The sequence below is a fragment of the Sphingomonas cremea genome (genome assembly GCF_021502585.1).
Lineage (GTDB): Bacteria > Pseudomonadota > Alphaproteobacteria > Sphingomonadales > Sphingomonadaceae > Sphingomicrobium > Sphingomicrobium cremea.
Genome location: NZ_JAKFGM010000002.1, coordinates 65336 through 83061 on the forward strand (window position 1 = coordinate 65336; position 17726 = coordinate 83061).

The 17726-nt window shown below is 63.4% G+C and carries 13 protein-coding genes; 8 read left to right on the top strand and 5 right to left on the bottom strand.

Annotation, left to right across the window (positions count from 1 at the left end):
- Positions 1 to 38: 38 nt before the first annotated feature.
- Together mutS and LVY65_RS06700 are read left to right on the top strand one after the other, a co-directional pair.
- Entirely contained in the window at positions 39 to 2639 is a 2601-nt protein-coding gene (gene mutS / locus LVY65_RS06695) for a DNA mismatch repair protein MutS (RefSeq protein ID WP_235067250.1), read from the top strand.
- Positions 2639 to 5368: a [protein-PII] uridylyltransferase gene (locus LVY65_RS06700; protein WP_235067251.1), complete on the top strand. Its 2730-nt coding sequence runs from the start codon at positions 2639 to 2641 to the stop codon at positions 5366 to 5368. The genes mutS and LVY65_RS06700 overlap by 1 nt, the downstream gene beginning before the upstream one ends.
- A 64-nt stretch (positions 5369 to 5432) precedes the next feature.
- On the opposite strand, the gene LVY65_RS06710 is transcribed toward LVY65_RS06700, so the two are convergent.
- The 3 genes from LVY65_RS06710 to thrS form a co-directional block, all read right to left on the bottom strand.
- Positions 5433 to 8552, bottom strand: a complete 3120-nt coding sequence (locus LVY65_RS06710) for a TonB-dependent receptor (RefSeq protein WP_268828675.1) — start codon at positions 8550 to 8552, stop codon at positions 5433 to 5435.
- Between the two features lie 198 nt (positions 8553 to 8750).
- On the bottom strand, positions 8751 to 9254 hold the full coding sequence (gene infC, locus LVY65_RS06715) for a translation initiation factor IF-3 (protein ID WP_235067252.1): 504 nt from the start codon (positions 9252 to 9254) through the stop codon (positions 8751 to 8753).
- 165 nt (positions 9255 to 9419) lie between these two features.
- Positions 9420 to 11435 carry a threonine--tRNA ligase gene (gene thrS, locus LVY65_RS06720; protein ID WP_235067253.1) on the bottom strand — a complete coding sequence of 672 codons (2016 nt, stop codon included), beginning with the start codon at positions 11433 to 11435 and terminating at the stop codon, positions 9420 to 9422.
- Between the two features lie 74 nt (positions 11436 to 11509).
- On the opposite strand from thrS, the gene LVY65_RS06725 reads away from it, so the two are divergent.
- Together LVY65_RS06725 and LVY65_RS06730 are read left to right on the top strand one after the other, a co-directional pair.
- Entirely contained in the window at positions 11510 to 12280 is a 771-nt protein-coding gene (locus LVY65_RS06725) for an alpha/beta hydrolase (protein ID WP_235067254.1), read from the top strand.
- A complete protein-coding gene (locus tag LVY65_RS06730; RefSeq protein ID WP_235067255.1) occupies positions 12277 to 13029 on the top strand; it encodes a tetratricopeptide repeat protein in 753 nt (250 codons plus the stop codon). Before LVY65_RS06725 ends, LVY65_RS06730 begins: the two co-directional genes overlap by 4 nt.
- A 2-nt stretch (positions 13030 to 13031) precedes the next feature.
- On the opposite strand, the gene LVY65_RS06735 is transcribed toward LVY65_RS06730, so the two are convergent.
- Positions 13032 to 13766: an SIMPL domain-containing protein gene (locus LVY65_RS06735; RefSeq protein WP_235067256.1), complete on the bottom strand. Its 735-nt coding sequence runs from the start codon at positions 13764 to 13766 to the stop codon at positions 13032 to 13034.
- Positions 13767 to 13874: 108 nt separating this feature from the next.
- On the opposite strand from LVY65_RS06735, the gene LVY65_RS06740 reads away from it, so the two are divergent.
- From LVY65_RS06740 to LVY65_RS06755, 4 genes are read left to right on the top strand one after another with little or no spacing between them, the layout of a single operon-like run.
- Positions 13875 to 14288: a VOC family protein gene (locus LVY65_RS06740; RefSeq protein WP_235067257.1), complete on the top strand. Its 414-nt coding sequence runs from the start codon at positions 13875 to 13877 to the stop codon at positions 14286 to 14288.
- Positions 14288 to 15028, top strand: a complete 741-nt coding sequence (gene gloB / locus LVY65_RS06745; RefSeq protein WP_235067258.1) for a hydroxyacylglutathione hydrolase — start codon at positions 14288 to 14290, stop codon at positions 15026 to 15028. Before LVY65_RS06740 ends, gloB begins: the two co-directional genes overlap by 1 nt.
- 47 nt (positions 15029 to 15075) lie before the next feature.
- Entirely contained in the window at positions 15076 to 15495 is a 420-nt protein-coding gene (locus LVY65_RS06750; RefSeq protein WP_235067259.1) for a hypothetical protein, read from the top strand.
- A gap of 36 nt (positions 15496 to 15531) precedes the next feature.
- A complete protein-coding gene (locus LVY65_RS06755) occupies positions 15532 to 15948 on the top strand; it encodes a hypothetical protein (protein WP_235067260.1) in 417 nt (138 codons plus the stop codon).
- Between the two features lie 3 nt (positions 15949 to 15951).
- Here the strand turns inward: LVY65_RS06755 and LVY65_RS06760 are convergent, their stop codons facing one another.
- Positions 15952 to 17712: an AMP-dependent synthetase/ligase gene (locus LVY65_RS06760; RefSeq protein ID WP_235067261.1), complete on the bottom strand. Its 1761-nt coding sequence runs from the start codon at positions 17710 to 17712 to the stop codon at positions 15952 to 15954.
- Between the last annotated feature and the right edge of the window lie 14 nt (positions 17713 to 17726).

Genomic DNA, 17726 nt, shown 5'->3' on the forward strand with positions numbered 1-17726 from the left:
CTCGCTTGGCGCACTCTTTGCCGCTACGACTTGGCAGAATGGCTCGCAGCGACACTCCTCAGCAGACGCCGATGATGGCGCAATATCACCGCCTCAAGTCCGAGGCCGGCGATGCGCTGCTCTTTTATCGGATGGGCGACTTCTTCGAACTGTTCTTAGACGACGCCAAGGCGGCTGCCGCCTGCCTCGATATCGCGCTAACCAAGCGCGGATCGGACGGCGGTGAGGCAGTGCCGATGTGCGGCGTTCCCGTCCATGCCGCCGAAAGCTATCTCGCCCGCCTGATCCGGGCCGGCCACCGTGTGGCCATCGCCGAACAGGTGGAGAGCCCCGCCGAGGCGCGAAAGGCGCGCGGATCGAAGGCACTGGTCGAGCGCGCGATCATCCGCCTGGTCACGCCCGGAACGCTGACCGAGGAAACGCTGCTCGATTCAGGCAGCGCCAACTGGCTCGCAGCCGTTGCCCGGGCAGGCGAGGAATGGGCGATCGCCGCCGCCGACATATCGACCGGACGGTTCGAGCTGGTCGCCTGCGGCCCCGGCGAGCTTCAGGCCGAGTTGGCGCGCCTGTCGCCCGCCGAGGTCATCGCGGCTGACAAGGTGCCGGCCATCCCCACCGTCCCGGGCAAGGGCGGATTCGATAGCCATGCCGGCGAGCGGGCGCTGAAGGAGCGGTTCGGCATCGCGACGCTGGACGGGTTCGGCGCACCCGGCAGGGCGGAGCTCGCCGCGGCCGGCGGACTGCTGGCATATCTCGACGCCACGCAGAAGAATGCGGCGGCCTTTCTTGCGGCGCCGCGCCGGATCGCCCGGGCCGAGCATATGGCGATCGACCCGGCGACCCGCGACAGCCTGGAAATTTGCCGGACCCAAATCGGCACCATTGCGGGAAGCTTGCTGGCTTGTATCGACCGCTGCGTCACCGCCCCCGGCCGCCGCCTGCTCGCCGCAGATCTGTCCGCACCGCTAACCGATGTCCGCGCGATCGAGGCAAGGCTGGCGTTGGTACAATGGCTGCACGAAGAGCCGATCCGCCGGACACGAACCCGAAATGCGCTGAAGGCCATGCCGGATATCGGTCGTGCGCTGGGTCGCCTTGTCGCCGGTCGCGGCTCGCCACGCGACCTTGCTCTACTGCGTGATGGGCTTCGGGCCAGCGCCTCGCTCAAAGCCGAATTGGAGGCCGAGCCGGATCTCCCCGACCTGCTTGTCGCCCTGCTGCCCAACCTTGCCGGCCATTCGGCGCTCACCGACTGCCTGGGTGCCGCCCTGGTCGAATCGCCACCGTTAGACGCCTCAAAGGGCGGCTACATCGCAGAGGGCTATGATGCCGCACTGGACGCGCTTCGCTCCGCGAGCAGCGACGGCCGCCGCGCCATCGCCGCACTTGAGGCGCGCTATCGCGAGGCGACCGGGGTCGCGGCCTTGAAAATCCGCCACAACGCCGTGCTGGGCTATCACATCGAGGTCAGCGCGCGGCACGCCGACCGGCTGATGGCTCCCGATTCGGGCTTTACCCATCGTCAGACGCTGGCCGGTGTCGTCCGCTTCAACTCACCCGACCTCCATGCCGAAGCAAGTCGGGTGGTGGAGGCGGGGGCGCACGCCCTGGCCGCCGAGGCAGCCCATTTCGAGGAGCTGACGGTTCTCACGGTGGCCTCCGCCTCGCGCATTGCCGCAACCGCCGATGCCATTGCCCGGATCGACGTCGCTGCCGGCAATGCGACCCGCGCAGCCGAAGGCGGCTGGTGCTTGCCGCAGTTGACCGAGCAACCCTGTCTTGAACTGGACGCGGCGCGTCACCCCGTGGTCGAAGAAGCGCTCGCGCAAGAAGGCGAACGGTTTGTCGCCAACGATTGCACTTTGGGGCTCAATGACCGGCTGTGGCTGATCACCGGGCCGAACATGGGCGGCAAGTCGACATTTCTCCGCCAGGTGGCGATTGCCGCACTGCTCGCCCAGGCCGGCAGCTATGTCCCGGCAGCGCGGGCCAAGATCGGCATCGTCGATCGGTTGTTCAGTCGGGTCGGTGCGGCCGACGATCTTGCCCGCGGCAGATCGACCTTCATGGTCGAAATGGTCGAGACTGCTGCGATCCTTGCACAAGGCACTAGCAATAGCCTGGTCATTCTGGATGAGATCGGTCGCGGAACTTCCACCTATGATGGCCTTGCCATCGCCTGGGCGGTGGTCGAGGCGATGCATGACCAGGTCAAATCGCGAACATTGTTCGCGACGCACTATCATGAGCTGACCCGCCTCGCCGACCGGCTCGAAGCCCTGTCGCTGCACCATGTCCGTGCGCGCGAATGGAAAGGCGATCTTGTCCTTCTTCACGAGGTTGGCGACGGTCCGGCCGACCGCAGCTATGGCATCGCGGTTGCCAAGCTGGCCGGCCTGCCGCCGCTAGTCCTTGCCCGGGCCAAGTCGGTTCTCGCCAAGCTGGAGGCTGGCCGCGATGCGACCGGCGGGATCGCGGCAGGTCTCGATGACCTGCCACTGTTTGCCAGCCAGCAGGTCGAGGCGCCCATCATCGATCCGCTGGTCGAGGCGCTGACGGCGCTTGAACCCGACGCGCTTACGCCGCGCGAAGCGCTTGAGGCGCTCTACGCGCTGAAGCGGCTCGCTGCCGACGGCTGATGAAACAGCCACCGCGCTTTGCGTTGATCGACGACCGGCGGGCGATCATCGATCGCCGCGCCGTTGGCGAGCAGCTGAGCGCGCTGCCCGATGCCATGCTGCGCAGCGAGGCGACCGTGGTGCTCCGCGCCGCATTAGACGCCGGACGCGCCGAAATTGCCGGCCGCCTGGCTGCCGAGCCTGGGCGCGGCCGCGTAATCGCCGCCTCCTACGCCTTCCTGGCCGACCAGATCGTCCGCCTTGCATACGACTTGGTCGTCCAGCGACTTCATCCGCGGCCAACCAATGCCGAAATGGACCGGATTTCCATCGTGGGGCTCGGCGGCACCGGGCGGGGCGAGATGGCGCCTTACAGCGACCTCGATCTGATGTTCCTTGTCGCAAGTCCCGGGTCCGCCTGGTGCGGCCAGGCTATCGAGGCGCTGCTGTACATATTGTGGGACCTGAAGCTGAAGGTCGGCCAGTCGGTACGAACGATCGACGAGGTGGTCGCCGCAGCGAGGGGCGACATGACCATCCGCACCGCGCTGCTTGAGGGCCGTTGGCTGTGGGGAGACGAACAACTTCACCTTGATGCGATGCGCCGTTTCCGCGCCGAGGTGGTTGCCAGCACCGCGCGCGACTATGTCGCCGCCAAGCTTGCCGAGCGTGACGAGCGCCACCGCCGAATGGGCGACAGCCGTTACGTGGTCGAACCCAACGTCAAAGACGGCAAAGGCGGTCTCCGCGACCTCCACACGCTTTACTGGATCGGCCAATATGTGTTCGGCGTCGAAAGCCCTGCCGAGCTGGTCGACAAGGGTCTATTCAGCGCCGCCGAGTTCCGGCGCTTTGAGCGCGCCGAGCGCTTCTTCTGGTCGGTGCGCTGTCACCTGCACCTTGCGGCAGGCAGGGCGGAAGAGCGGCTGGGCTTCGACATGCAGCGCCAGATCGCTGCGGCGATGCGTTACGCCGACAGGCCGGGCAAGTCGGCGGTCGAGCGCTTCATGCAATTCTACTTCCTGAACGCGAAGACGGTTGGCGACCTCACCGGGCTGTTCCTTGCGCAACTGGACGAGCAGATGGGCGAGCGCGGGCGCCGTTTCGCGCTTCCAACATTTCGGCGGCGGCCCAAGCGGCTCGATGGTTTCACGATCGACCGGGGCCGGCTGTCGATTCCCAATGATCGCTGGTTCGCAGACGATCCGTCGCGACTGGTCGAACTGTTCGCGCTGGCTGCGCGAGAGGGCATGGAAATCCATCCCGTCGCCATGCGATCCGCGTCGCGCGATGCGCGCCTGGTCGACCAGGTCCGCGACGATCCCCGCGCCAACGCCTACTTCCTGGATGTTCTGACCGCCCCAGAGAAGCCGGACCTCTCTCTTCGCTGGATGAATGAGGCCGGAGTGTTCGGCCGGTTCGTTCCCGACTTCGGTCGTGTCGTCGCCCAGATGCAGTTCGACATGTATCATCATTATACGGTGGACGAGCATTCGATCCGCGCGATCGGGCTGTTGTCGCGGATCGAGCGAGGCGAGCTAGCGGAGGATCATCCGCTGTCGACCGCGCTGTTCCGCCAGATTGCGTCGCGCCGCGTGCTATATGTCGCGGTGCTGTTGCACGACATCGCCAAGGGTCGCGGCGGCGATCATAGCGAGCTCGGCGCCGACGTGGCGATGGAGCTATGCCCGCGGTTCGGGCTCGATGAGGCAGAAAGTGAGACCGTGGCCTGGCTGGTCCGAAATCACCTGCTCCTGTCCAACACCGCCTTTCGCCGCGACCTGACGGACCCCAAGACGGTCGAGGATTTCGTCGCCAAGGTGCAAAGCCCGGAGCGGCTCCGGCTGCTCCTGATGCTTACCGTTGTCGACATTCGAGCTGTCGGCCCGAGCACCTGGACCGACTGGAAGCGGCGGTTGCTGCGATCCCTGTTCGACGCGGCCGAAGAACGATTGCGGCTGGGACACAAGCAGCGTGGCAGGACGGAGCAGGTTTCGGCACGCCAGAAAGAGCTGACCGATGCCCTGCCCTGGAAGGCATCGGCCGCACGGGCCCATGTCCGCCGGCTGCCGGACAGTTATTGGCTGGCCGAGCCCCATGAATGGCAACTAGCCAATGCGCTCCAGGTCGCCGCCGCCGAGACGCATTTTGGAGATCCCGAGCCTTCGGTCGTGGCACAGCCCGACCCAGTGTCGGGCACTACGCGGATCTCGGTCTTTGCTCCCGATCGCCCCGGCCTCTTTTATCGGATCGCGGCGGCGCTGAGCGGAGCGGGCGCATCAATTGTCGATGCGCGGATTCACACCACGCGTGACGGCATGGCGCTCGACAATCTGCTGGTCACCGACGGGCGCGGCAAGGCGTATGAAGACGCGCGATTGCGCAAACGCCTGGCAGCCGCTGTCGAGAAAGCCCTGCGCTCTTCGGCTGAGCCGCCGCTCCCCAAGTCCGAGCATCTTCCGATCCGGGAACGCGCCTTCGCCGTCGCTCCGCGCGTGCTGATCTCCGACAAGGCGTCTTCTCGAACCACGATTGTCGAAGTCAACGCCCGTGACAGGCCCGGGCTCCTGGCAAGGCTTGCCAATGTCATCCATGTAGCGGGCCACCAGCTCCATTCGGCGCATATCGCGACATATGGCGAGCGAGCGGTCGACGTTTTCTATCTTACGTCAGGGACTGGGCGGAAGCTGTCAGACGATGAAGCGAACGAACTGCGGCGCGGCCTTCTGGTGGTAGCAAGCGCCGAATAGTCCCGACAAACAAAAAGGGCCCCGCCGGATGGCGAGGCCCTTTCCAATTGCGGAACCCCAAGCCTTAGCCGCGCTCCGGCTCCGGCGGAGGCGGTGGCGGAGGCGGAGGCGGAGGCGGCGGCGGGCAGCTATCCGTCGCCAGGATCACCGAGCCGTCCGAGCAGGTCTGCGTCGCCGGCGGGGGCGGCGGAGGCGGCGGCGGGGGCGGCGGAAGCTCCGGAGCGGGCGGCGGCGGCGCGAACTTGCCACGCAGCGTCAGTCCAAAGGTCCGCGGTTCGCCGAGGAAGGCGCCGAACAGCTGGGTCGAACGGGGGTAGAAGCCCGCCTCTACGCCGCGCTGAGTGCCCGATCCCTGTACCGGAGCGTCGAACGCCACCTGCATGAAGTTCTTGTCAAACAGGTTCTGCGCCCACAGCTCGACCGCCCAAACATCGTTTGCCCCGCGCAGGCCGATACGGGCGTTGAAGGTGGTGAACCCGTCCTGGGTCTTTTCGATGTCGAGATCCGAACCGGTGTTGAACTGGCTCATGTGCCGAACGTCGGCATAAACCAGGCCGCGCAGGCCGCTTCCACCGATTGGAGGAGTCCAGGTGATGGCGCTGGTCGCGGTCCATTCATTGGAGTTGGACAGGCGACGGCCCGGCAACTGGAACAAGGCGTTGGTCAGCGCCCGGCCATTCGCCCCGACCAGATTGTTCCGGTAGCGGGTGTTGGCGTAGACCAAGCCGGCATTCCAGCTGAGGTTGGCCATTGGCCGCGTGAACACCTCGATCTCGACACCGCGGCTCTTGACGCCGGCTTTCGTGCCGCCCGAGCATGCACCCGTCGAAGAATTGTTGTCCTCATCAGCACCATCAAGGTCGTCCTTGCAGGCATTGATGTTCTCGACGACGAAATTGAGGCCGTTGAACGTGTTCAGCTGGAAGTCGCGGAACAGTTGGCGGAACACAGCCACGTTCACGTCGAGGCCGCGGCCATTATATTTCAGCCCAAGTTCGAACGCGTCGTTGATCTCCGGCTTGAATTCCAGATCTGCACCGGATGCGACAACGCCCTGGCATCCCTTCTGCGCGGCGCTGAGGCAGATGGCGCCACTGCCCGACAAAGGTGGATTGGTGAAGACCGTTGTCGGAGGCGTCGCCGGAACCGTCGTCGGCACCGCAACCGCCCGCCAAAGTGCCGAGCGGTCAAGGTTGAACCCGCCAGCCTTATACCCGCGCGAGTAGCTGATGTAGGTCAGCAGCTCTTCCGTGGGCTTCCAGCTCAGCACTGCAGTTCCCGAAACCTTGCCTTCAGACTTGCTGTCATCAATTTCGAAGCTGCCGCCGGGTGCACTCGGAATGACGCACGGAAGCTGCTGCAGGCTCGTGCCGGACAGCACGGTGCAGAGGACGTTGTTATCGCTAAAGTCAGCCTTAAGCTTCTTGCGCTCATGCGTGTAGCGGGCGCCGACGGTCAGGCTGATGGTGTCGGTGATGTCGAAGATATTGTGCGTGAAGAGCGCCCAGTTGTTGCTCGTCTGCCGATATGAGTCATCAAGCGACGCGCCGTTGAGCGTGCTGCCGATGAAAGCCGGTCCGCCAAGGGCGATGGCAAGGTTGGTAAAGCCACTGTTTCCGAACGGCGCGCCGCTGAAGTTGACCGGCGGAATACCGGCAGGAAGGCCTGTGTTGTTGAGCCTTGCGAACGCTCCGAGCGCCGTAATCTGGCTCGCGAGATTGGCTGCCAGCGTAAACTGGTTCGCCGCAACGGCTGCGTTATATTGCGCAACTAGCCCAGCCACGGGGGTGTCGCGGACACCCTGAGCGACTAGCGGATTGAAGCATGTCGGCGAAACGCCAGGAGCAAGGAGCCCTGCAACTCCGAAGCTCGCCCCGGCAAGGCAGTTCGCATAGCGCGAATAATCCTGGCCATATTGGAGGTTGTCATCGACGGCGAGCTTTTCATTGGCGTAGTAGCCGCCGACCAGCCAGTCGAGCTTGCCCCCGAACGCTTCGCCCTGCAGGCGGAGTTCCTGGGTGAACGTCTTGAAACGGTTGAAAGCGCCGCCGTCGTCATCCCGGAACAGGATGTCGAGATTATTGAAGTCGGCGTCCTGGCCGCGGATATATTTGTTGTAGCGATAGGCGCTGATCGAGGTCAGCTCGGCCCAGCCCATGTCGTAGACTAGCTCGCCCGAGAGGCCATAATCCTTGACGTCCGACCGGTAGTTGCGGCCGGGAGTGATCGACACGTCGCGGTCAAACGGATCATCGTTGATGATCGCCCCCAGGGCGCGCTCAATCGTCGCGATGGTCGACGGCTGATCCCCCGCCGCCGTAAAATCATGCGCGGGGAGGAAGGGCGCAGCGCAGCATTCCTCGTTGCGCTTGGAGTAATCGGCAACCAGCCGGAACGACAGGTCGCTCGACGGTTCGAACAAAAGTTGGCCGCGAAGTAGCCAGCGGTCGCGGTTGTTGACGTCACGGCCGGAGATATCGTCCTCAAGGAAGCCGTCGCGCTTCATCCACACGCCGTCGATGCGCGCCGCGACCGTGTCGCTGAGCCCGCCCGTGGCGTAAGCCTCAGCGCGCCGCAGGTCATAATTGCCAACCGTCAATTCGCCGCCGACCTCGGTCCTGAACTTCGGCTTGGCGGTGATGATCGAGATCAGGCCCGCCGAGGCGTTGCGCCCGAACAACGTGCCCTGCGGTCCGCGCAGAACTTCAATCCTATCGAGCGCGCCGAGCTCGGTCAGGCCGACGCTCGTACGCGAGCGATAGACGCCATCGATGAATACCGCGACCGAGCTTTCCAGGCCGGGGTTGTCGCCCACCGTACCGATGCCGCGAATACGAGCAACGCCGGCGCCGGCTTCCGATGAAGTCGAAGAGACCAGCAGCGACGGGCTGACCTGGGTCAGCTGGCGAATGTCGCTGGCGCCTGAATTCTGAAGGGTTTCGGCAGTAACTGCGGATACGGCGAGGGGAACATCCGACAGCGCCTCGTTGCGGCGCGTGGCGGTGACCACGATTTCGCTGGTGTCGCCCTGGGCCCGGGTGTCGGCCGTTTGCTGGTCAACCGCGGCGGCATCGACCGCTCCGGTGTCCTGCTGGGCGGTGTCGGGCGCTTGGTCTTGCGCATAGGCCGGCATCGAAATCGCCGCCAGGCCAGCCGAGAGCAGCCACATCGACTTGCGCATCATATTTCCTCCCCGTTCAGACTTATTTTGTTTGGGATAGGATTAGTCGAGTGGGGGGCGACTGCAAAGCGAGCGGCCCGGTTTGGGCATCAAATGCAGCCCACTTGCGACAGAAATGTCACATGTCGCAGCGCAACATGAAAAAGGCGCGGCTGCCGTAGGGGCAAGCCGCGCCTGTTTTAACCTGAGGGGTTCACGTCGTTACTTTGGCGCAATCACCATCAGCATCTGCCGGCCTTCCATGCGCGGATGCTGCTCGATCTTGGCCTTTTCGGCGGTGTCTTCGGCGACCCGCTGGAGCACGGCCATGCCAAGCTGGTTATGGGCCATTTCGCGCCCGCGGAAGCGCAGGGTGAGCTTCACCTTGTCGCCTTCCTCGAGGAATTCGAAGACCTTGCGCATTTTCACCTGATAATCGTGGTCGTCGATGTTCGGACGCATCTTGATCTCTTTGATCTCTTGCGTCTTCTGGCGCTTGCGCTGCTCGTTGGCCTTTTTCTGCGCTTCATATTTGAAGCGGCCGATGTCCAGGAACTTGGCGACGGGGGGATCGGCACCGGGGCTGATCTCGACCAGGTCGAGGCCCACTTCCTGCGCCTGTTCAAAAGCTTCGCGCGTATACATCACGCCCAGATTTTCGCCATTTTCGTCGATCACGCGCACCTTGGGTGCCTGGATGAACTGATTGTAGCGAGGGCCGGTCATCGTCGGCGGCGCCATAGAGCGGCGCGGATTGGGCGGTGGTATAGCTGCGTCTCCTAGAGTCGTTGGTTAAGTGCGCGAGTTAGGGCTTTCGCGCCCCAATGAAAAGGGCAAGCGGCCTCAACCGCCCGATTTTCGCTATGCGACGAGCCGGCGTGGCCCCGAAGATCAACGTTTCAGGTCCGGCGGGACGGCTTCGGCGGCGAACAGGGCGACCGCCTCGTCGAGGCCGATTACCTTCTGATGTTCGTCGGAGCCGAGCCGGCGGACGGCGACGGTGCCTTCCTCCGCTTCGCGCTTGCCGACGACGAGGAGCAGCGGAACCTTGGCCAACGAGTGTTCGCGGACCTTGTAATTGATCTTCTCATTGCGAAGGTCGGCCTCGACACGCAGGCCGGCAGCCTCAAGCTTGGCTACCGCTATCTTCGCATAATCATCCGCGTCGGACACGATGGTCGCGACCACCGCCTGCACCGGCGCCAGCCAAAGCGGGAATTTGCCGGCATGGTGCTCGATCAGGATGCCGATGAACCGCTCGAACGTGCCAAGGATCGCGCGGTGGAGCATGACCGGCCGGTGCCGCTGGCCGTCTTCGCCGATATAGGTCGCGTCCAGCCGCTCGGGCAGCACCGTATCGGTCTGTAGGGTCCCGCACTGCCAGGTCCGTCCGATGGCGTCGGTCAGGTGAAATTCGAGCTTGGGCGCATAAAAGGCGCCTTCGCCCGGAAGTTCTTGCCAGCCGAACTCCGGCGTGGCGCGGCCGGTCGCCGCCACCGCATCGCGCAGCCCCTGCTCGGCCCAGTCCCACATCTTGTCGCTGCCGAACCTTTTGTCCGGCCGGAGCGCGAGCTTGATGGCATAGCCGTCGAAGCCGAGATCCTTGTAGATGCCGTCGAGCAGGTCGCAGAACAGCCTGACTTCTTCGACCAGCTGATCTTCGCGGCAGAAGATATGGGCATCGTCCTGGGTAAATTGGCGAACCCGCATGATGCCGTGGAGCGCGCCATGCGGCTCGTTACGATGGCAGCAGCCAAACTCCGCCAGCCGGAGCGGCAATTCGCGGTAGGAAGTGATGCCCTGCTTGAATACCTGGACGTGGGCCGGGCAGTTCATGGGCTTCAAAGCCATCCAGTCGCCCGTCCCGCTGATGACCGGGCCTTCCTCCTCGGTATTGGGAACCTCGTCGGGAACGACGAACATATTCTCGCGATACTTGCCCCAATGGCCGGACTGCTCCCACAGCCTTGCGTCCATCAGCTGCGGGGTCTTGATCTCGTTGTAGCCGGCGGCGTCGAGCTTGCGCCGCATATAGGCCTCGAGCTGGCGCCAAATGACGAAACCGTTCGGGTGCCAGAATATGCTGCCATGAGCTTCGGCCTGGAGGTGGAACAGGTCCATCTCCCGCCCGATCTTGCGATGGTCGCGCTTGGCCGCTTCCTCGAGCCGGACAAGATGTTCGGCCAATTGCTTCTTGTTGAGCCAGGCGGTGCCGTAAATGCGCGAGAGCATCGGATTATTCTGGTCGCCGCGCCAATAGGCCCCCGACACATGGGTCAGCTTGAATGCCTGCGGATCGAGCTTGCCGGTCGAAGCGAGGTGCGGCCCTCGGCAAAGGTCGATCCAGGCATTTTCGCCCTGGCCCGACCGGTACATGGTGATCGGCTCGCCCTCAGGCAGCTCCATCACCCATTCCGCCTTGAACCGCTCGCCTTGGCGTTCGAACAGCGCGCGGACATCCTCGCGCCGCCACACTTCGCGGATCAGCGGCTCGTCGGCGGCAATGATCCGCCGCATCTTCTCTTCGATCGCCGGCAGGTCCTCGTCGGTAAACGGTCCGCGATCGGGCGCAGGAGCGAAATCATAATAGAAGCCGTCGTCCGTCGCCGGGCCGAACGTAATCTGTGTGCCGGGATAAAGCTTCTGCACCGCCTCGGCGAGGACATGGGCGAAGTCGTGCCGGACCAGTTCGAGCGCATCCTTCTCGTCCCTGGAGGTAACCAGCGCCAGGTTAGAATCACCTTCGAACGGGCGATTGAGGTCGCGCAACTCCCCGTCGATCTTCGCCGCCAACGCGGCCTTGGCGAGGCCTGGGCCGATCGCGGCGGCAACGTCGGCCGGAGTCGAACCCTCGGGCATTTCGCGCACGGAACCGTCGGGCAGCTTGATCTTGAACATCTCGGACATGGGAAGGCCTCTAGCGGGGACTCCCTGCTCTCTCAACCGCTTCCCTTCCCGGCGCAGGACGCTAGGGAGGCGGCATGCAAGTCCCAGAAATCATCCCCACCCAGCTCGCCTATTTCGATCCCGGCGACGGTCGGCGCATCGCCTATCGCTTCCGCCAGCCCGAAGCTGACCATCCTACCGTGCTGTTCCTGCCCGGATACGCATCCGACATGGAGGGGGCCAAGGCAGAGTCGATCGACGCCTATTGCGCGACTCGCAAGCTCGGCTGCCTACGGCTCGACTATTCCGGCACGGGATCGAGTGGCGGCGATTTCGCCGACGGTACGCTCGGTCGCTGGCTGCAAGAAGTGCTGGCCGCTATCGACCTGCTTAGCGAAGGGCCGTTGATCATCGCGGGATCGTCGATGGGCGGCTGGCTTGCGCTTCACGCGGCGATGCAGCGCCCCCAGCGGGTGAAGGCGCTGCTCGGTATCGCCACCGCGCCCGACTTTACCGATTGGGGCTTCGTCCAGGAGGAAGTTGACACGATGCGCCGCGATGGCAAGCTCGAGCGCCCCAATCCCTATGGCCCGGAGCCGTCGGTGACCTGGCTTGGCTTCTGGGAATCCGGATCTGCACACCGGCTACTGTACAGTCCGATCGACCTCACCATCCCGATCCGGCTGGTGCACGGCGAGCAGGATACGGAAGTGCCGATGGGCGTTCCGATCAAGCTGATGGCCGACCTGCGTTCATCCGATGTCCAGCTTCGACTGGTCAAAGGTGCCGGCCATCGCCTGAGCGAGCCGCACGAGATCCACGCGATCCTGGTCGAGCTCCATGGCCTTGCGGAGCGAATTGCATGATTCTTTTACTTGCCGCGGCAATGATCGCCGGACCGTCGGCGCAGCCTGCACTGCCTTACCCCAAGGCGGACATCATCGATTGCCCCGTATCGGAAGATGTCGACAGCCAGCTGTGCCGGGCCATCGAGGCCAACAAGCAGGGCCGTTTTGCCGATGGCGCAGCGCTGTTCGAACAGGCTGCGACCAAGTTGGCGGAGAGCAATCCCGTCCGGCGCGACCAGGCATTAGCGGCTGCCGGCAATTTGTGGATCGCGGCAGGCCAGCCGGGCAAGGCAGCGCTGGACCTGGACAAGGCGCTGGCCGGTACCGGTCTACAGGCGGAACAGCATGGTTTGGCGCTGCTCGATCGCGCCCGGGCAGCAGAAGCGCAGGGCGATTTAGAGACCGCCCGCGCCAAGGTGACCGAGGCCGCGAAGACGATCAGCGAAGATCCCTACCTGTGGTTCTTTTCCGCGGCGCTTGCCATCCGCGAGGACGATATTCCCACCGCCAAATCAGCCATCAACCGGGCGCTCGCCATGGCCCCGGATTCGCCCGAGGTGCTGTTCGAGGCTGGCCATGTCGCCAAGGCCGCGGGCGAAGACGCCCAGGCGCGCGATTACTGGACGAAAACCATGGCTGCCGACCCCAAGGGCCCAGCCGGAAAAGCGGCGCGCGAGGCACTCAGCATGACCGACGCGCCGCTCACCGTCACCAACCAGGTCGCGACCAGGCCCGATGGCGATGGTGAGGGCGGCAAGGGCGACTAGGATCAGCCGGCGTCGATATCGTAATCGACGGTCGTCACTACCCTGACCTTCTGGAAGGGCGATCCGGACCCGCCCGATCCGCCTTCCTCGTCGCTATCTCCATCGCGCGGACCGACCGAGAAATAGCCCTGGCTCGCGTTCTTGATCGCGCCGACGCCGGCACCGCTATCCTTCGCGAACTGCTCGGCATTGCGACGCGCCGCTTGGTTCGCCTCGGCGATCATTGCCGGCTTGATGCTGTTGAGCTTGGTGAAGCTGTAGACGACGTCGCTGGAGCTCATCGGTACGCCGGCGCGAATCAACTCGGCCTGGCGTGCGTAGGCGGCCTGCACTTCCATCACGCTACGGCTCTTCAGCTGCAACGATCGGCTGACCGTCACTCGATCGGATTTGCGGTCCTCGTCATAACGCTGGCTGACGCTGATCCCGGTGTCGCGGATTTCGTCAGGCTTGAAACCGGCCTGGCGGAAGAATTGCCGCACCGCCGATGCCTGGCGTTCCACGGTTTGCTGCACAGGGGCCAGCGTGTCGCCCTCCTCTGAAAAGCTGATGTTCCAGGTAGCGAGGTCGGCAACCACGTCGCGCTCCGACACGCCGCGCACGCTGACCGACCGGTCGGCCATTTTCGCACGGCGCAACCCGTCGCCGAGCAAATAACCGCTACCCACCATTGCCACGGAGAAAATGCCCACCGCGCCCAATAAGGCGGCGCGGTCACCTTGAAATCGCTCGAACATGGAACGACTCTCTCGGTTCGTCGTCTCGATTGACGGCCACCGGCACGATTGCCGGTCACGACCGTCGACGAACCGTGCATATATAGCGATGAACGGAGTATAGCCGAAGTGAAATTTCTCCATTCCATGCTTCGAGTTTCCGATCCCGAAGCCAATGTTGCATTCTTTCAACTGCATGGGCTTGAGGAACGGCGGCGGATCGATGTGCCCGAGGGCAAATATACGCTGATCTTCATGGGCGTTCCCGGCGACGACGGAGGCGAGGTCGAACTCACCCACAATTGGGATGAGTCAGGCTATCAGGGTGGCCGGAATTTCGGCCACCTGGCGTTTCGGGTCGATGACATCTACGCCACCTGCCAGCGGTTGATGGACGGCGGCGTGACCATCAACCGGCCGCCCCGCGACGGCCACATGGCATTCGTGCGGTCGCCCGATGGAATTTCGATCGAGTTGCTGCAAAAGGGCCATCTCGAGCCCGCCGAACCCTGGGCGTCGATGCCTAATACGGGGAATTGGTAATGTCTTCTGCACTCGAAATTGTTGCTGTTCCGGCCTTCGCCGACAATTATCTCTGGCTGGTTCACGACGAGGACAGCGGCGAGACTGCGGTGATCGATCCCGGCGACCCGGCCCCCGTCCTTGCCGAGGCCGACAGGCGCGGCTGGCGCATCACTACCATTCTCAACACCCACTGGCACGGGGATCACACCGGTGGGAACCTCGCGATCAAACAGGTGACGGGAGCGACGATCATTGGCCCGGCCGGCGAGAACGGCCGGGTTCCAGGGCTCGACAAGGCGATTGGCGAAGGCGACCGCATCCGAATTGGCTCACATGAGGCGGAAGTATGGGAAGTGCCCGGCCACACGGTCGGCCACATCGCCTATATTTTCAGCGACGATGCAGTGGCGTTCGTCGGCGACACGATGTTCGCTATGGGCTGCGGCCGCCTGTTCGAAGGCAGCGCGGAGCAGATGCATGTCTCGCTGCATCGCCTTGCCGAGCTTCCGCCGGAAACCCGGCTCTACTGCGCCCACGAATATACGCTCGCCAACGCCCATTTTGCCGCCCACGCTTTCCCCGAAAGCAAGGAAATATCCGATCGGCTCCGTCATATAGAGCAGGAGCGGGCGGCAAATCGGCCGACCGTGCCAACGACGGTTGCGGCTGAGCGGGCGACCAACCCCTTCCTGCTTGCCCGCACCGTCGAACAATTCGCGGATTTGCGCCGCGCGAAGGACGATTATCGTTCGGCCTAAGTTCAGGCTGGTGCGTTATACTGGCGAAACAAACGAGGAGAGTCGCGATGAAGCTTCGAATCTCCACCTGGTTTTTGCTCGGCGGTATGGCCACTGCCATGTCCATTTCGCCCCTTCCGGCAAAGGAATCGCCAAGCCCCGAGGCCACGCAGAAGATCGCCCACGCGCTTAAAGGCCGCACGCGGGGAGAACCTGTCCCTTGCATCGCCAACCTGCGCGGACGTGCGCAGATGAACGTGATTGACGATACGACCATCCTGTTCCGCGAAGGGGACACGGTTTACGTCCAAAAGCCGAAGGGCGGATGCCCCAGTCTCGGCAACAGCCGCTATGCGCTGGTCAAGCGCCAGGTAGGCTCCACGCGATATTGCGAAGGCGACATCGGCGAGGTCGTCGACCCCGTATCCGGTATCTTTGCAGGCAGCTGCATATTTGGCCCCTTCGTTCCCTATCGGAAGGCGGGTTGAAACCGGGTCGCTGGAAATTGCCCAAGGAGAGGCGTCGTGAACTTTAGGACTTCTATTCTCGTCGCTGTTGGTAGTGCCGCTTTGCTCGGCTCATGCGCCACCACGCCAGATCAGGCAGTACACAGCCCCAAGGCGCAAAAAGAATTGGATGAGGCATTGGCCGGCCGCACGCCTGGTGCCCCCGTCAATTGCCTACCGCACTGGCGCACGAACGACATGGATATCATCGACGACAAAACCATCCTGTTCCGCGACGGAGATACCGTTTACGTCCAGAATCCGCGCGGGGGTTGTAACGGCTTGGGGGGCGGCATCTATACTCTGGTCACCCGCCAGTTTGGCACTACCCAATTATGCAGCGGGGACATCAATCGCCTTGTTGACACTCATACGGGAATGGCGGGCGGGTCCTGCGTGTTCAGCCCATTCATACCCTACACCAAATCCAACTAAGGCCTAGCGCTTGTACAAGGCGTCCAATCGCTCGCCATAGTTCGTCCGGATGATGTGGCGGCGGATCTTCATCGACGGGGTCAGTTGATCGTTCTCGACCGTAAATGGTTCATCGGCGAGGATGAAGCGACGCACCTTTTCTATGACCGATAAATCGGCGTTGACCCTATCCACCGCCTTAGAGATCGCCTTGGTGATCGCCGCCTGATCGCCATTGAACCGTTTCATCTCTTCAGGGTCAGGGACGAGCAAGGCGACAAGGTGCGGCTGGCGGTCGCCATAAACCATCGCCTGGAGGATTTCCGGCTGCAGCGTCAGCATCCCCTCAACCCGCTGGGGAGAGACGTTGTCGCCCTTGTCGTTGACGATCAGATCCTTCTTGCGATCGGTGATGACGATCCGCCCATTGCCGTCCAAGTGACCGACATCGCCGGTCGCCAGCCAGCCATCCTGGAGCACCCGCGCGCTTTCGTCGGGGTTGCGCCAATAGCCTTTCATCACTCCTTCGCCGCGGACCATGATCTCGCCGTCGGTAGCGATGCGCACCTCGGTGTTCCTGAGCGGAGGCCCGACCGTCTCCATGCGGATACCCGCGCTCGGCCGATTGCAGCTGATAACCGGTCCAGCCTCGGTCTGGCCGTAGCCTTGGAGCATCGGCAGTCCCATTGCCTGGAAGAAGAGGCCGACGTCGGGATTGAGCGGCGCACCGCCCGACACCATCGCCTTCATTCGCCCGCCGAATTTTCCGCGCACCTTTCGCCGCAAGGTGAGCGACAAAATGCCGTTCATCGGCAAGTCCCACGGCACCGACTTTCCGGCATAGCGCTTGCCTTCGATCGATAGGGCGCGGCTCATCAGGTAAGCGGGAACGCCGCCGTCCTTTTCAACCTGTTTCATGATCTTGGCGCGCAGCATTTCGAAGAGGCGGGGGACGACGACCATGATCGTCGGCCTGACCTCCTCAATATTGGCGGCAAGCTTCTCCAGGCTTTCCGCGTAATAAATCTGCCCGCCCAACGCGACGGGGAAATGCTGTCCGCCGGAATGTTCATAGGCGTGGCTGGCCGGCAGGAAGGAAAGGAAGACTTCGTCGTCCCAGCCGAAATCATTGGCGATGACGTCGATGCAGCCTTCGACATTCTGCAGGATCATTCCGTGGTGCTGCATCACTCCTCGCGGAGCACCGCCCGTGCCGCTGGTGTAGATGATGCAGGCGAGGTCGCCGCGCTTGACCTCGGCCATGCGGTTTTCGAGCGCGCCGATGTCCGAGCCGCCCGAGATCAGGTCCTTCCAATGATGAAAGGTCGCGACGTCGGGCGATTGGCCAGTGATGATATCATCGATCGAGATGATGTGCTTGCACTCGGATGCGAACAGCACCGCCGGGACAAGGGTCCGCGCCAGCTTTTGGGTCGAAACGATTACCGCACTGGCTTCGGAATTGGCGAGGATGTGCTGGTGATCGCGGGTAGTGTTGGTGGTGTAGGTTGGAACAGTGATGCAGCCCGCGGCCATGATGCCGAGGTCGGCGATCAGCCATTCCGGCCGGTTCTCACTGACCAGCATCACGCGGTCGCCAGGCTTGAGGCCGATGCGTTTCAGGCTGTCAGCCAACGTGGCGACCTGGCGCGCCGCCTCGGCATAGCTGATCGATTGCCATTGCCCTTCTATCTTCCTCCAAAGGAACGGCCGATCGCGCTTTTCCCTGGCGCGGGTCAGGAACATTGTGACCAGGTTAGGAAAATGTTCGAGCTGCTTCGCCATGATATCCTCTCCGA

Excerpts from the sequence above, each read along its gene's own strand:
- mutS (WP_235067250.1), top strand. The coding sequence starts at position 39 with ATGGCTCGCAGCGACACTCCTCAGCAGACGCCGATGATGGCGCAATAT.
- LVY65_RS06700 (WP_235067251.1), top strand. The coding sequence starts at position 2,639 with ATGAAACAGCCACCGCGCTTTGCGTTGATCGACGACCGGCGGGCGATC.
- LVY65_RS06710 (WP_268828675.1), bottom strand. The coding sequence starts at position 8,552 with ATGATGCGCAAGTCGATGTGGCTGCTCTCGGCTGGCCTGGCGGCGATT.
- infC (WP_235067252.1), bottom strand. The coding sequence starts at position 9,254 with ATGACCGGCCCTCGCTACAATCAGTTCATCCAGGCACCCAAGGTGCGC.
- thrS (WP_235067253.1), bottom strand. The coding sequence starts at position 11,435 with ATGTCCGAGATGTTCAAGATCAAGCTGCCCGACGGTTCCGTGCGCGAA.
- LVY65_RS06725 (WP_235067254.1), top strand. The coding sequence starts at position 11,510 with ATGCAAGTCCCAGAAATCATCCCCACCCAGCTCGCCTATTTCGATCCC.
- LVY65_RS06730 (WP_235067255.1), top strand. The coding sequence starts at position 12,277 with ATGATTCTTTTACTTGCCGCGGCAATGATCGCCGGACCGTCGGCGCAG.
- LVY65_RS06735 (WP_235067256.1), bottom strand. The coding sequence starts at position 13,766 with ATGTTCGAGCGATTTCAAGGTGACCGCGCCGCCTTATTGGGCGCGGTG.
- gloB (WP_235067258.1), top strand. The coding sequence starts at position 14,288 with ATGTCTTCTGCACTCGAAATTGTTGCTGTTCCGGCCTTCGCCGACAAT.
- LVY65_RS06750 (WP_235067259.1), top strand. The coding sequence starts at position 15,076 with ATGAAGCTTCGAATCTCCACCTGGTTTTTGCTCGGCGGTATGGCCACT.
- LVY65_RS06760 (WP_235067261.1), bottom strand. The coding sequence starts at position 17,712 with ATGGCGAAGCAGCTCGAACATTTTCCTAACCTGGTCACAATGTTCCTG.